The sequence below is a fragment of the Acidovorax sp. genome (assembly GCF_016783915.1).
GTDB lineage: Bacteria > Pseudomonadota > Gammaproteobacteria > Burkholderiales > Burkholderiaceae_C > Acidovorax.
Map to the genome: position 1 here is coordinate 1 of NZ_JADHVT010000028.1, position 14,962 is coordinate 14,962.

Here is a 14,962-nt window from a genome sequence, read left to right on the forward strand (position 1 = left end):
TGGGTTCATCGAGCAGCAGCACCTGTGGCTCCATGGCCAGGGCCCGGCCCAGGTCCACGCGCTTTTGCAGGCCGTAGGGCAGTTGGCCCACGGGGGTCTTGCGGTAGGCCTGGATTTCGAGGAAGTCGATGATGTGCTCGACGTACTCGCGGTGGCGGATTTCCTCGCGCTCGGCCGGGCCGATGCGCAGCGCCTGCATCAGCAGGTTGCTTTTGATCTTGAGGTTGCGGCCAGTCATGATGTTGTCGATCACGCTCATGCCCTTGAACAGCGCCAGGTTCTGGAAGGTGCGGGCCACGCCCATCTCGGCCACCTGGCGCGAGTTCATGTGGTCAAACGTCTTGCCCCGGAAGGTGATGGAGCCTTCGGACGGCGTGTACACGCCGTTGATGCAGTTGAGCATGGAGCTTTTGCCTGCGCCGTTGGGGCCGATGATGGCGCGGATCTCATGCTCTTTCACGTTGAACGAGATGTCGGTGAGCGCCTTCACGCCGCCAAACCGGAGGCTGATGTTCTTGACGTCGAGGATGACGTCGCCGATCTTTTTGGTGGTCATGGTGGGGGGCTTCTCCAGCGGGTACGGCGCGGGTTTCATGCGGCGCTCTTCACAGGCGCAAACGTCTTCGTGTCCGACAGCTTGAGCGTGGCGCTCACGCTGCCCGTGCGGCCGTCTTCAAACTTCACCTGGGTCTCGATGTACTGCTCTGTGCGGCCTGCGTACAGCGCATCCACCAGAACGCCGTACTTGTCGGCAATGAAGCCCCGGCGGACCTTGTTGGTGCGCGTGAGCTCGCCGTCGTCGGCGTCCAGTTCCTTGTGCAGCACCAGGAAGCGGCTCACTTGGCTGCCGGCCAGCATGGCGTCGGTCGCCAGGTCGGCGTTGACCTTCTCGATGCACTCGCGGATCAGTTCATACACCTCGGGTTTTTGCGCCAGGTCGGTGTAGCCCGCATAGGGCAGGTTGCGGCGCTCGGCCCAGTTGCCCACGGCGTCGAAGTCGATATTGACCATCACGCAGACCTTCTCGCGCTTGTCGCCCAGTGCCACCACTTCCTTGATATGCGGGAAGAACTTGAGCTTGTTCTCCACATACTTGGGCGCAAACATGGCGCCGTCGTTGGCGCCGCCCATGATGCGGCCCACGTCCTTGACGCGGTCGATGATCTTGAGGTGACCGTGCGCGTCCAGAAAGCCTGCATCGCTGGTGTGGTACCAGCCGTCGGCCGTCAGCACCTCGGCGGTGGCGGCGGGGTTCTTGTAGTACTCCTTGAGCAGGCCGGCGGACTTGACCAGGATCTCGCCGTTGTCTGCCACCTTGATCTCGACACCGCGGATCGGCACGCCCACGGTATCGGCGCGCGCCTGGTTGTCGGGCTGCAGGCAGACGAACACGGCGGTCTCGGTGGAGCCGTACAGCTGTTTCAAGTTGATGCCGATGGAGCGGTAGAACGTGAACAGGTCCGGCCCGATGGCCTCACCCGCCGTGTAGGCCACCCGCACGCGGCTGAAACCCAGGTTGTTGCGCAGAGGTCCGTACACCAGCAGGTTGCCCAGCGCGTACTTGATCTTGTCGATGGCGCTCACGGTCTCGCCGTCCATCAGCGCCGGGCCCACGCGCTTGGCCACCGACATGCAGGCCTCGAACATCTTGCGCTTCAGGGTACCCGCGTCTTCCATGCGGATCATCACGCTGGTCAGCAGGCCTTCAAAAATGCGGGGCGGTGCGAAGTAGTAGGTGGGCCCCACTTCTTTCAGGTCGATGGTCACGGTGCTGGCCGACTCGGGACAGTTGACCACGTAGCCGCAGGCCAGCCACTGCGCGTAGCTGAAGATGTTCTGGCCGATCCAGGCCGGCGGCAGGTAGGCCAGCACTTCCTCGCTGCTGGTGAGCTTGTCGAATTCGGCACCGGCAGAAGCGCGGTCGAGCAGGGTGCTGTGCGTGTGCACCACGCCCTTGGGGTTGCCGGTGGTGCCCGAGGTGAAGAACATCGCTGCCACGTCGCCCGGCTGCACCTTGGCCACCTCGGCCTTGAACCAACCGGGGTTCTTCGCCGCAAACGCCTTGCCAGCCTCGATCAGCGCGTCCAGCGCGGCGAGGCCCGGCTCTGCGTAATTGCGCAGGCCACGCGGGTCGTCAAAGTAGATGTTGGAGATCTGCGGGCATTGCTCGCGGATTTCGAGCAGCTTGTCCACCTGTTCCTGGTCTTCCACCAGGCAAAAGCGCACCTCGGCGTTGTTGAGCGGGAAGATGCATTCGGCGGCCACCGCGTCCTGGTACAGCGGCACGGGGATGGCGCCCAGCGACTGGGCGGCCAGCATGGTGGCGTACAGGCGTGGGCGATTCGCGCCCACCACCACCATGTGTTCGTGGCGTTTCAGGCCCGCCAGGTGCAGGCCGGCCGCCACCTGTTCCACCAGGCGCACCAGGTCGGCCCAGCTGTGGGTTTGCCAGATGCCATATTCTTTTTCGCGCAGGGCCGGGGCATTGGGGCGCTCGGCGGCGTGCTTGAGCAGCAGTTGCGGGAACGTGGTCAACATTGCAGGTTCCTGAAAGTGAGAAGGTGTCAGCCCGGTGACTGCCGGGCGCGCAAGCTTGTGTTTGCGTGTTGGGTTCGATGCTAGGACGCACTTTGACGTTATCTTGTCTTTCTGACGACAATTTAAGGGAAACTACCTGTCGGGTTAAACCCTGCCTCGGCCCGGCGGTATGCTTGTTCGCATGTACGCCCCGTTCTTCGGCCTCCAGCATCCGCCGTTCTCCATTGCCCCCGACCCCCGCTACCTGTTCATGAGCGAGCGTCACCGCGAGGCGCTGGCGCATCTGCTGTATGGCCTGGACGCAGGCGGCGGTTTTGTGCTGCTCACCGGCGAGGTGGGCGCTGGCAAGACCACGGTGTGCCGCTGTTTTCTGGAACAGATCCCGCCGCACTGCAATGTGGCCTATATCTTCAACCCCAAGCTCACGGTGGGTGAGCTGTTGCGCTCCATTTGCGATGAGTTTGGTGTGCCCCACCAGCCCTCGGTGGCAGGGGTGGAGACGGTCAAGGATTACATCGACCCGCTCAACGCCTCGCTGCTGGCGGCGCATGGCGCCGGGCGCAATACGGTGCTGATCATCGATGAGGCGCAGAACCTGTCGGCCGACGTGCTGGAGCAGCTGCGCCTTTTGACCAACCTGGAAACCAGCGAGCGCAAGCTGCTGCAGATCATCCTCATCGGCCAGCCCGAGCTGCGCACCATGGTTGCCAGCCCTGCCCTGGAGCAATTGGCCCAGCGGGTGATTGCGCGCTTTCACCTCGATGCGCTGAGCGCGCAGGAAACCCAGCAGTACATTGCCCACCGCCTGGCCGTGGCGGGCCTGCAAGGGCCGCTGCCGTTCAGCCGGAGTGCCATCCGGCGGGTGCATGCGCTGTCGCGCGGCATTCCCCGGCGCATCAACCTGCTGTGCGACCGGGCGCTGCTGGGCGCCTATGCCGCCGGTGTGCGCGAGGTCAGCGCCCGCATCGTCCAGCGCGCGGCGAGTGAGGTGTTTGATGCGCCCGCGTCGGCTGCTGCCGCGCGCAACGCCCGGGGCCTGTGGCCGCGCTGGGCGGTGGCGGGCCTGGGCGTGGTGGCGGGGGCAGCCCTGGTGGCGGGCGGCTGGGCACTGGGTAGCTGGCCGCAATGGTCTCGGCAAGGCGCCGTGTCATCGACGGTGTCTGCAGGCGCTATGGCCAGCAAAACGCCAGCCAGCGCGCCACCCAGCAGTGCTGCGAGCACAGCGGTGGTAACAACGTCCCCGGCCCCTGCGGCAGGGGCCTCGGCTCCGCGTGGGGCAGCTCCGTTGGCCCTCACGGATTTGCAGCAGTTTGTGTCCACGCTGCCGTCCAGCGACGCTGCCGCCTGGCAGGCGCTGGCCTCGGCCTGGGGTGCCCGTGTGGCCGACGGCGCCGACGCCTGCGCGGCATTGCCCCGCGACGGCCTGCGCTGCTACCGCAACCGCCGCGCGGGCCTGAACCTGGTGCGGCAGATCGACCGTCCGGTGCTGCTCACGCTGTTCCCGTCCGAAGAGGGCGACGTGGCGGTGTCGGCCGTGCTGCGCCGCCTGGACGGCGACACGGCCACGCTCGAAGGCGCGGGCCGCACGGTGCGTGTGCCCGTAGCCGAACTGGCCCAGGTGTGGCGTGGCGACATTGCCACGCTGTGGCGCACGCCGCCCGACATGCCCGACAAAGGCGACCTGGCGGAGACCCCCGCCGGTGCCGCCTGGCTGGACCAGCAACTGGCCACGGCTGCGGCCGGGGGCACGCGCGCTGCCGCACCTGCGGCCGGCCGCGCGACCACGCCGGCCCAGCGCCAGTCCCGCATCCAGCGGTTCCAGCTGGCCCAGGGGGTGACCCCGGACGGCCGGGCGGGGCCCTTGACCCTCATGCTGCTCAACCGTGTCAGCGGCGTGAGCGAACCGCGCTTGCGCACCGGAGGCTGAACCCAGTGTCTTACATCCTTGACGCGCTGCGGCGCGCAGAAGCCGAGCGGGGCCGTGGCGCCGTGCCCGGCATCCATACCCCGGCGGTGCCTGTGCCCGGCGCCGTGCCGGTGGCAGGGCGGTCGGCCATCAGCCCGGTGCTGTTGGCTGTGGCGGTAGTTGCTGTGGCCGCAGTGGCGGCCGGCGGTACCTGGTGGTTCTTGCAGCGGCCTGTGCCTGCGGGCGCAGTCGTGGTCGCCGCAGCGCCCGCTACCCCCGCTGCTGTAGCTCCGTCCGTGCCTGCGGTGGCGTCCATAGCGCCGCCCGCAGCGCCAGCGGCTGTCGTGGCCTCCCCGGAACCGGCCCCTGCCGTGGTGGCGGCGGTAACGCCGCCTCCGGCGCCAGCGCCCCGCGCCGCGGCACCGCAGCGGGAGCGGCCTGCGCCCGTGCCCAGTTCCTCCGTGGCGCCGCGCCCCCCCGCCACAGTCCCCGAACGGTCACGCCCTGCAGAGCCTGCCCCCCGCGAGCGCGCGCCAGCGGCCCCAGCGCCGCGTGTACCCGAAATGGCTGCTGCCAGTCCCGCTCCCACAGCGGCACCGGTAGCTACGGGCACCGTGTTTGCCCAGGCCGACCTGCCCGAGGCCGTGCGGGCGCAGTTGCCGTCGCTCAAGATTTCTGGCGTCACCTATTCCAGCAACCCGGTGTACCGCATGGCCATCGTCAACGGGCAAGTGCTGCACGAGGGCGATCCGGCCGGGCCGGGCCTGCTGCTGGAAAAGATCGAGCCGGGCCGCACCATCTGGTCGTTCAAGGGCTACCGGTACGGGCTGGCTTCGCAATAGCAGAATTTGGGCGAAATCGGCCGGTAGCGCTAGTGCAATATGCGTCGATAGCTATTTAATTGGTAGCAATTGTGCGGGCATCCGCTGAGCCACCTGCGCCGCTCACATCTGCGCAGAACTGGCGTGACCCGTGGCTATCGCAAGAACCGCCCGTCGCGCCCCACCAGCGTGAGCTCCACAAAGCGCGAGGCGTTGCGGTCCGGCGTGCTGGCGCTGATCTCGAAACCGCCCAGATCCCACTTTTTCAGGTTCCAGGTGGCGTCGATGAAGGCCGCACGCGTGGGGTTGCGGCCTGCACGCTGCAGGGCCTCGGCAAAGACCCGGGCATTGATGTAGCCCTCCAGCGCCAGGTGCGAGGGCTCGGCCGTGGCGCCCGATGCCTTCCAGGCCGCCTGGAACTCGCGCACCACGGGCATCACCACGTTGGAGGGCAGGGGCACCACCTGCGAAATCGCCATGCCCGTGGCGTCCGCGCCCAGGGCCTTGACGGTGGCCGGGGTGCCCATGACCGACAGCGCGTACAGCGTCACGCCCCGCTTGAGCGCGCGGAACGCCTTCACGAACTCCAGCGTGGGCTTGCCCGCCAGGCCAATCACGATGGCCTCCAGGTTGCCGCCAGCCAGCTTGGCCGCTGCGCTGCCCGCGTCCGAGGCGTTGTTCTCCACCGTCACCGTGGTGGCTTCGGGCAGTTTCAGCCGGTCCATGGACTGCTTGGCCGCGTTGAACACCTCTTTGCCGAACGAGTTGTTCTGGTAGACGATGCCAATGCGCTGGATGCCGATGGTGGACAGGTGCTGCACCAGCTTTTCGGCCTCGTCGGCATAGCTGGCGCGGATGTTGAACACGTTGCGGGCGTTCTTGGTGCGGCTGAGCTGCGCGCCGGTGAAGGGCGCAAAAAACGGGATGCCGCTCTCGATCACCTTGGGCAGCATGGCGTCGATCATGGGCGTGCCCATGCAGTTGAACAGCGCAAAGTACCCAGGGTCGGCCAGAAACTGCTCCACATTGGCCAGCGCCTTGGGCACGTCGTAGGTGTCATCCTGCGTGACGAGTTCGACGGCCTTGCCATGCACGCCGCCGCGCGCGTTGATGCCCGCAAATGCGGCCTTGGCGCCCTGGTGCATGGCCGAGCCCAGGTCGCCCAGCGGGCCGGTGAGGGCGGTGGATTGCGCAATCTTGATCGCGCCCTCCTGCGCGCGGGCCGCGCCGCTCCAGCCCAGCCCGGGCAGGCCGACGGCCGCTGCGGTGGCGGCTGCGGCGGCCAGCACCTGGCGGCGGGCCAGGGGGCGCGGCGCGGTGGGCGCGGGTGGGACGGTGCGTGCGGTGATGGAAGGGTGTTGGGTCATGGTGCTTGTCTCCTCGGGGGCTCCGGCCCTGTACGGGCGGGGCGCGAGGCGACATCATCCCGTCACGATTGGCATTTTTTTGTCGGTCTGGCGACAATTGGGATCGTGGTATTCCCGCATGCCGAGGCGGCTGCGGGGCGCCCTTTTTCGTGAGAACCTTTGCGCCATGGACCCACGCACCCACCAGGACCTGTCGCTGCACCAGCGGCGCCGTTCGCCCACGCCGCAGGAGCTTGACGGTATTCCGTGGCTCGACTTGCTGCTGCCCGCCGAGCGAGAGCGCGCCGTGGCCTCGTTGCTGGTGGGGGACGCCAAGGCGGGCGACTATGTGTGCCGCGTGGGGCGCCCGGTGACCTACTGGTTTGGGGTAGTGGAGGGCCTGCTCAAGATGAGCACCGACAACGCACAGGGCCAGACCATGACCTATGCGGGCCTGCCGCCCGGCGGCTGGTTTGGCGAGGGCACCACCATCAAGCGCGAGCCCTACCGCTACAACATCCAGGCCCTGCGCAAGAGCGTGGTGGCCGGGCTGCCGATTGACAGCTTTCACTGGCTGCTGGACCACTCCATCGGCTTCAACCGCTTTGTGATGAACCAGCTCAACGAGCGCCTGGGCCAGTTCATTGCAGCCCGCGAGATCGACCGCCTGAACAACCCCGATGTGCGTGTGGCGCGCAGCCTGGCGTCGCTGTTCAACCCCGTGCTGTACCCGGGCGTGGGCGAGGTGCTGCGCATCACGCAGCAGGAGCTGGCCTATCTGGTGGGGCTGTCGCGCCAGCGGGTGAACGAGGCGCTGGCGGCGCTGGAGGCGCAGGGGGCGATCCGGGTGGAGTACGGCGGCCTGCGGGTGCTGGACCTGGCGGCGCTGCGGTCCAGTGTGACTGCCCCCTGAGGCGCTGTGCGCCTTCGCCCTGAGGGGACGACGCCCTCGCAGCGGGGCGGCTGTTGCTTGGCATCCCGGGCGTGGAACGCGCCCGATTGAAAGTCCAGTTAGCTACGTGGCAGTGCGGGAGCGCGGGATGTGGCTGAGGCCAGGTGGCGCGGAGCCGCCGCGCGCGTTGGCGCTGGCACCGCCATGGGCGATGCAGAGGGGGAGGCCGTGCCCCAGCTGTTATCGTCGCCCCCGTCGCGCGTCAGGCGGAAGGTGCCCACCATCTGCGTCAGGCGCCCGGCCTGGTCCTTGAGGCTGTCGGCAGCGGCTGCGCCTTCTTCCACCAATGCGGCGTTTTGCTGGGTCATCTCTTCCAGCGCACCCACCGACTGGCTCACATGCCCGATGCGCTGGCTTTGCTCCTGCGTGGCCGCCGTGATCTCGCCCATGATGTCGGACACGCGGCGCACCGACTGCACCAGTTCTTCAATGGTCTTGCCGGCGTGGTTGACGAGCGTGCTGCCCTCTTGCACCTGGTCCACGCTGGTACCGATCAGTGCCTTGATCTCGCGCGCTGCATTGGCCGAGCGGCCCGCCAGATTGCGCACCTCGCCCGCCACCACGGCAAAGCCCCGGCCCTGCTCGCCCGCGCGGGCGGCCTCCACAGCCGCATTCAGCGCCAGGATGTTGGTCTGGAAGGCGATGCCGTCGATCACACTGATGATGTCGGCGATCTTGCGCGAGCTGGCGCTGATGGTGTCCATGGTGCGGACCACCTGCGACACCACCTCGCCGCCACGTGTTGCGGCATCGGACGCGGTGGACGCGAGCTGGTTGGCCTGGCGGGCCGAGTCCGCGCTTTGCGACACCGTGCCGGTCAGGTCCACCAGCGCCGACGCGGCGCCCTGCAGGTTGTGCGAGGTCTGTTCGGTGCGCTGGCTCAGGTCCAGGTTGCCAGAGGCCACCTCGGAGCTGGCCACCAGGATGGAGTCGGCAGTCTGGCCGATCTCGCCCACCAGGGTGCGCAGGCGCTCTTGCATGGCGGCGATGGCTTCGAGCAGACGACCCGTCTCGTCGTGGATGCGCACTTCGACTTGCGAGGTGAGGTCGCCGCGCGCAATGCGCTCGGCCACCACCACCGCGCGGCCAATGGGTGCGGTGATGCTGGCCGTGATGCGCCAGGCAATCAGCGCGCCCAGGCCAATCGCCAGCAGTACCAGCAGCCCGCCCACCATCCGGGCGCTGCTCTGGGTTTGCTCTGCAGAGGCCGTGGCTTCGGCGTTCAGGGTGTTCTGCAGCTCGATCAGCTCGCGCAGCTTGGCGCGCCAGGCGGTTTCTGCGGGGGCCACGCGCGTCATCAGTGCCAGGGTGGCGCTCACGGTGTCGCCGTCGTCAGCGGCCTTGATGGCACTGTCGAGCTCGGGGCGGGTCTTGCCGCCCAGGGCCTGCACCTCGCCCAGCAGCTTGAGTTCTGCGGCGGTGGCGGTGGCGGGGGTGAGCAGCTGGGTCAAAGCGGCTTCTTGCGTGGCGTATTCCTTGAGCGTCTTGCCCACGGCCACGATCTGCTCGCGCGCCTGCTTGGGGTCGATGTCGTTGAGCATGGCGGCCGAGCGGCTCTGGATGCCGATGGCGCTCACGCTCTCCAGCATGCCGTTGACCAGCTTGGCTTTGTTCGCGCCCACGCCGGTGATCTGAATCATCTGATCGTGCACTTTGCCCACGGACAGCTGGCCCACTGCCGCCACCGCGACCAGGAGCACCAGCATGCAGCCAAACCCCAGGCTGAGCCGGCTGGAGATCGACAGGGATTTGAGGGTGGAAGCAGCCGACATGGGGGTCCTTGGGTATCGAAAAGGATCAAAGCGTGATCAAACGGGGGCCTCTGCGCAAAGCAATAACGGTGCCCACCGGCCTCATCGCGCCCGCTGAGCAGGCGCTGGGGTCGGTGCAGTGTAGGCAATAACAACAAAATGTGTCATGAGCGTTGAGGATGGTCCCATGCCCGATCTGCATAGCTGTATTTGTTACAAATGCAGCCATGCACAACCCTGGTGCGCTGGCGCCAAAGTGCAACAGAAGGTGGTTCGCAAACTATCGATAAAAACGCTATTGATGCAGGTAATGCGTGCTCACGTTGCTATCAAAAACAAAGTGAATACAGGGCTTGGGGTTTGCCCTTGCATCTGCCACGGGAGCAACCGATCAGGTATAAACCTGTAACACCTGCGAGGCCCTTCATGTATCCGTTTTTTCCCTCCTCCACGCTGCGCGCTGCCGTCGCTGCTGCGGCCCTGGCCGTGCTGGCCGGCTGTGCTGCCCCCCGGCCCGACACTGGTTTGCGCGAAACCCTGGTGGCCGTCACGGCCTCGCATGAACTCATCACCTTCCATGCCGCGCAGCCCGATCGCATCTTGGAGAGGCGCCCGGTAACCGGCCTGGCGCCCGGCGAGCGGCTGGTGGGTATTGACTTTCGCGTGGCCAAGGGCGTGCTGTATGCGCTGTCCCAGGCGGGGCGCCTGTACACGCTGGACATCCCTACGGGCGCGCTGCGCCCGGTGGGGCCCGCGCCCGCCGCGCTGGCGCTGCAGGGCGCGGTGTTTGGCTTTGACTTCAACCCGGCGGCTGACCGTATCCGGGTGGTGTCCAACACCGGCCAGAACCTGCGCCTGCACCCCGACACCGGGGCTGCGGTTGATGGCGACGCTGCCGTGGAGGGGGTGCAGCCGGACCCGAGCCTGCGCTACGCCTGGGGCGACGTGAACGCCCGCCGCAAGCCTGACATTGCCGGTGCGGCCTACACCTACAACCCCAACGACAGCAAGATCACCACCAACTACGCCATCGACCGTGCTCTGGGCGTGCTGGTGATGCAGGGCTCTCGCGAGGGCACTCTGCCCGTGGTGTCGCCCAATGCCGGGCAGCTGCGCACCGTGGGCCCGCTGGGGCTGGGGCCGCTCACGGATGTGAGTTTTGACATTGCCGATGTGGGCAACACCGCACTCATCGCGGTGCGCACCGGCGCCGATACCCAGACCCGGCTGCACAAGGTGGACCTGGCAACGGGTGCCACCCGCCCCCTGGGCGTGGTGGGCGACGGCGCGCCGCTGGTGGGCCTGGCGATCGAACCATGAGGCTGGGCGGCGCGCCGAGGCTGCGGGCACGCGCGGGGCGCGGTGCCTTGGGCGCCAGCTTGCTGGGCATAGCGGCGACGGTGGCCTCACTGGCATGGCTGACCCCCGCCGCCCAAGCTGGCACGGTGCAGGTTGATGTGACAGACGCTGCTGGCAAGCCGCTGGCCGATGCGGTGGTGTTTCTGGACTCCGCCGAAGCGCGCAAGCAGGTCAAACCGCTGACTGGTGTGGAGATGGCGCAGGAGAAGCGGCAGTTTGTGCCCGGCTTGCTGGTGGTGCCGGTGGGCACCGAGGTGCTGTTCCCCAACCGCGACTCGGTGCGGCACCATGTGTATTCCTTCTCGCCCGCCAAGAAGTTCGAGCTCAAGCTCTATAGCGGCACGCCGTCCAACCCGGTTTTGTTTGATAAATCTGGCGTGGTAGCTCTGGGTTGCAACATCCACGACCAGATGGTGGGTTGGGTGCTGGTGGTGGACACGCCGTACTACGCCCGTACTCCCGCCGCCACGGGAAAGGCGCAGCTCGACAACGTGCCGCCCGGCACCTACACGCTGCGCACCTGGCACACCCGTCTGCCGGTGGGCGCCCCGGCCCTGGAGCAGGCGCTGTCCGTGCCCAACACGGGCTCAGCTACGGCTTCGGTGCGCATGACGGGGTTGCAGCCTTGATGCGGCTGCGCCTGGCCCGGCGCAGCCTGATCCTGCGGTTGGTGGGGTTGTCGTTGCTGCTATTGCTCATCGTGCAGGCGGCAGGGTTTGCCGTGGTGCGCGCCAGCATCGACCGCAATGCGCGCGCCCAGATCGCGCGGGCCCTGGACCTGGACGAAAACATCTGGCGCCGCCTGCTGGACCAAAACGCCGAACAGCTGCGCCAGGGATCGGCCCTCCTGGCGGCTGACTACGGGTTTCGCTCGGCGGTCAACTCTGGGGATGAGGAAACCATCCAGTCTGTGTTGGAGAACCATGGCAGCCGCATCGGCGCGGCCGTGACGGCGCTGTTGGGTACCGACCTGGAGCTGCGTGCGTTCAGCCTGTCCGACAGCATGGAGCAGTTCCCAGACACGCTCCGGCAGGTGGTGCCGCGCCTGGCACAGCAGCCCCAGGGTAGCCAGATCGTCGTGATGGACGGTGTGCCCTACCAGTTTGTGATGGTGCCTATGCGGGCGCCGGTGGTCATTGGCTGGGTGCTGATGGGTTTTCGCATCGACCAGTCGCGTGCCGACGAAATGCGGCAGCTCTTGTCGGTGCATGTGGCCCTGATGGTCAAGGCCCCGGGAGGGGCGATGACCCTGCCGGTCAGTACCTTGCCCGCGGATGCGCAGGCCTTGCTGCTGGGCAGCGGCGGCGCGGCGGGCGAGCTGCAGACGGCCGAGGGTACCTTGCTTGCGCGCTCCAGCCCGCTCGACAGCGTGGGTGGCGAGGTGTATTCGCTGTTGCTGCGGTCGGTGGATGAAGTGGTGGCACCTTACCGGCAGCTGGAGGTGCTGCTGGCCATCATCACCGTGGCGGGTGTGCTGCTGTTTGCGGTGGGCGCAGGCCTGGTGGCGCAACGGCTCACCACGCCCCTGCGCTCGCTGCTGGCGGCCACTCAGCGGCTGTCGCGCGGTGAATACGATGTACCGCTGGAACACACTGACCGCACCGACGAGATCGGCAACCTGGCCCGCTCTTTCGACCACATGCGCGTGGACATTGGCGCGCAGCAAACCGAGATCCGCCGCTTGGCCTACTGGGACCGCCTGACAGGCCTGCCCAACCGGGAGCGGTTTCGTGACGCCGTGGTGCAGGCCATTGCCGGCAGTGCCGTCCCCGCGCAGCCGCTCGCAGTTCTTACGCTGGACCTGGACCGATTCAAGCATGTCAATGATGTGCTGGGCTACGCATTTGGCGACCGCCTGCTGCAGGCTGTGGCCGAGCGCCTGCGTCTGCAGGTGCGTTCGCCCGACGACATGGTGGCGCGTCTCGGGGGTAACGAATTCGCCATCCTGCTGCAGCGCGCCGACGCCGCAGCCGCGCACGAGATTGCCCAGCGCATCAACCAGTCGTTTGTGGAGCCGCTGGCTTTTGAGGACCAGACGGTGGACCTGAGCGCGGGCATTGGTTTTGCCTGCTGGCCGGGCGATGCAGGTGACGCCGACACGCTGCTCAGCCGCTCTGAAATCGCCATGTATGCCGCCAAGCGCAAGCTCAGCGGGGCGTTGCAGTACGACGCGGCGTTTGATTCGTCCAGTGCGCAGACCCTGTCGCTGCTCACCGAACTGCGCCACGCCGTGGAGCACCACGAGCTGCGCCTGTACCTGCAACCCAAGGTGCCCTTGCATGGGCAGTCGGGCCTGGCGGCCGAGGCACTGGTGCGATGGCAGCACCCGCAGCGCGGACTGGTGCCGCCCATGCAGTTCATCCCGTTTGCCGAACAGACCGGCTTTGTGCGCCACCTCACGCTGTGGATTTTTGAAGAAGTGGCGCGCCTCCTGGCGGACCCGCGCACGCAGGGCCTGCCACTCAGGGTATCGGTCAACCTCTCCACCCGCGACCTGCTCGACCCCGAGCTGAGCAACCGGCTGGCCGACATCCTGGCGCGCCACGGGGTCGAGGCCAGTGCCTTTTGCCTGGAGATCACCGAAAGCGCCATCATGGACGACCCCCAGCGTGCCGAGGCCATGCTCAACCGCCTGTCCGAGCAGGGCTTCAAGCTGTCCATCGACGATTTCGGCACCGGCTATTCGTCGCTGGCCTACCTCAAGCGCCTGCCGGTCGATGAGCTCAAGATCGACAAGTCGTTTGTGATGGGCATGGAGACGGGCGAGGACGACGCGATGATCGTGCGCTCGACCATCGACCTGGCGCATAACCTCGGGCTCACGGTGGTGGCGGAAGGCGTGGAGACCGCCGCCATCCTGGAGCGCCTGCGCATCCTGGCCTGCGATGAGGCGCAGGGTTATCACATTGCGCGTCCCCTGCCGGTGGACGACTTTCTGGCCTGGCAGGCGCGCCAGGGTTAAGGCGACCCTGAACCAGTCTCCGCGACGCGCCGTGCGCAAGGGGCTTGTTCCGCGTTGCCTTGGGCTTTTTTTCTATTCTTTTCTGGCCCTCACGCCTCCTGATGCAGGGGTTTGTCGCCCCGCAGGCGAAAATACCCGCAATGTCTTCTTCCAGTTCCCGCCCGCCTGCCGGCCCCGCCGCAGCCCCCACTCCTGCGCCTGGTGGTGCTGCGTCTCCAGCCCCCGCACCCCGTCCGGTGCTGCGTCGCCCCGCCGTTGCGGCCAAGCCGGCGCCGCCGGCACCGTCCGCTGCCCGGCGTGGTCCGCCGTCCGAGCGGCCTTCTCGAACCCCGCCGCCCACGGGCTACCGCACATCGTCAGGCGCGCCCTATGTCGCCCCGGTGCGCCAGGCGCCGCCCAAGCCAGTGCCTGCCACCAAAGCGGCGGGGACAGCGGGTATCTCCGGCACTTCCCGCCTGAACAAACGGATGGCCGAGCTAGGAATGTGCTCGCGGCGCGAGGCCGACGACTGGATCGCCCAGGGCTGGGTCAAGGTCAATGGCGAAGTGGCGCCCATGGGACTGCAAGTCACGCCTCTGGATCGCATTGAGGTGGACAAGGTGGCGCAGGGCTTTCAGGAGCAGCGCGTCACCATCCTGCTGAACAAGCCCATAGGCTATGTGAGCGGCCAGGCCGAGGATGGTCACACGCCCGCCGTGGCGCTCATCAACCCCCGCACCCACTGGCGCGACGACCCCAGCCGCAACCGGTTCTCGCCGCCGCAACTGCGCGGCCTGGCGCCTTGCGGACGGCTGGATATCGACTCGGTGGGCCTGCTGGTGATGACCCAGGACGGCCGCGTGGCCCGGCAGATCATTGGCGAGGACTCCGAGATGGAAAAGGAGTACCTGGTGCGCGTGGTTTATCAGGCGCCGGGCCAGGCTGTGCCCCGCCACCCCAGCGAGCGCTCAGCGCCGCTGCAGGAAATTGATGAGCGTGATCCTGTCAGCACCAATGTGCAGGCGGTGTTTCCCAAAGAGTTGCTGGAACGGCTGCGCCATGGCCTGAGCCTGGACGGCGAGCCGCTCAAGCCCGCCAAGGTCGATTGGCAAAACCCCGAGCAGCTGCGTTTTGTGCTCACCGAGGGCAAAAAGCGCCAGATCCGCCGCATGTGCGAGCTGGTGGGGCTCAAGGTGGTAGGCCTCAAGCGCATCCGCATCGGCCGCGTGACCCTGGGCAACCTGCCGGTGGGCCAGTGGCGCTACCTGTCGCCCCACGAGCGGTTCTGAGCCCGCGGGCTCCCGGCGCAACGCACGCGGCGCATTCATCGCATTGACTGAACGGAGCC

The 14,962-nt window shown here is 67.2% G+C and carries 11 protein-coding genes; 7 read left to right on the forward strand and 4 right to left on the reverse strand.

Annotation, left to right across the window (positions count from 1 at the left end):
• Positions 1-556 (reverse strand): ATP-binding cassette domain-containing protein (locus ISS20_RS07995; RefSeq protein WP_291435496.1); only part of this gene is annotated, 556 nt, incomplete at its 3' end.
• A gap of 35 nt (positions 557-591) precedes the next feature.
• A complete protein-coding gene (locus ISS20_RS08000; protein ID WP_291435430.1) occupies positions 592-2,538 on the reverse strand; it encodes an AMP-binding protein in 1,947 nt (648 codons plus the stop codon).
• Between the two features lie 181 nt (positions 2,539-2,719).
• Between ISS20_RS08000 and ISS20_RS08005 the strand changes: the two genes are divergently transcribed.
• Together ISS20_RS08005 and ISS20_RS08010 are read left to right on the forward strand one after the other, a co-directional pair.
• On the forward strand, positions 2,720-4,465 hold the full coding sequence (locus ISS20_RS08005) for an AAA family ATPase (protein WP_291435432.1): 1,746 nt from the start codon (positions 2,720-2,722) through the stop codon (positions 4,463-4,465).
• Positions 4,466-4,470: 5 nt separating this feature from the next.
• Complete coding sequence (locus ISS20_RS08010; protein WP_291435434.1) at positions 4,471-5,286, forward strand: general secretion pathway protein GspB; 816 nt, start codon at positions 4,471-4,473, stop codon at positions 5,284-5,286.
• Between the two features lie 134 nt (positions 5,287-5,420).
• Here the strand turns inward: ISS20_RS08010 and ISS20_RS08015 are convergent, their stop codons facing one another.
• Positions 5,421-6,632: an ABC transporter substrate-binding protein gene (locus tag ISS20_RS08015; RefSeq protein ID WP_108497014.1), complete on the reverse strand. Its 1,212-nt coding sequence runs from the start codon at positions 6,630-6,632 to the stop codon at positions 5,421-5,423.
• A gap of 166 nt (positions 6,633-6,798) precedes the next feature.
• Here ISS20_RS08015 and ISS20_RS08020 point away from each other — a divergent pair, with 166 nt between their 5' ends.
• Entirely contained in the window at positions 6,799-7,524 is a 726-nt protein-coding gene (locus ISS20_RS08020; protein ID WP_291435437.1) for a Crp/Fnr family transcriptional regulator, read from the forward strand.
• 98 nt (positions 7,525-7,622) lie between these two features.
• Here the strand turns inward: ISS20_RS08020 and ISS20_RS08025 are convergent, their stop codons facing one another.
• Positions 7,623-9,335, reverse strand: a complete 1,713-nt coding sequence (locus ISS20_RS08025) for a methyl-accepting chemotaxis protein (RefSeq protein ID WP_291435439.1) — start codon at positions 9,333-9,335, stop codon at positions 7,623-7,625.
• 405 nt (positions 9,336-9,740) lie between these two features.
• Between ISS20_RS08025 and ISS20_RS08030 the strand changes: the two genes are divergently transcribed.
• From ISS20_RS08030 to ISS20_RS08045, 4 genes are all read left to right on the forward strand, one after another.
• Complete coding sequence (locus tag ISS20_RS08030) at positions 9,741-10,634, forward strand: DUF4394 domain-containing protein (protein ID WP_291435441.1); 894 nt, start codon at positions 9,741-9,743, stop codon at positions 10,632-10,634.
• A complete protein-coding gene (locus ISS20_RS08035) occupies positions 10,631-11,302 on the forward strand; it encodes a methylamine utilization protein (RefSeq protein WP_291435443.1) in 672 nt (223 codons plus the stop codon). The genes ISS20_RS08030 and ISS20_RS08035 overlap by 4 nt, the downstream gene beginning before the upstream one ends.
• A complete protein-coding gene (locus ISS20_RS08040) occupies positions 11,302-13,635 on the forward strand; it encodes an EAL domain-containing protein (RefSeq protein ID WP_291435445.1) in 2,334 nt (777 codons plus the stop codon). The genes ISS20_RS08035 and ISS20_RS08040 overlap by 1 nt, the downstream gene beginning before the upstream one ends.
• Positions 13,636-13,775: 140 nt before the next feature.
• Positions 13,776-14,903 (forward strand): pseudouridine synthase, encoded by a 1,128-nt coding sequence (locus ISS20_RS08045; RefSeq protein WP_291435447.1) that lies wholly within the window; start codon positions 13,776-13,778, stop codon positions 14,901-14,903.
• Positions 14,904-14,962: the final 59 nt, after the last annotated feature.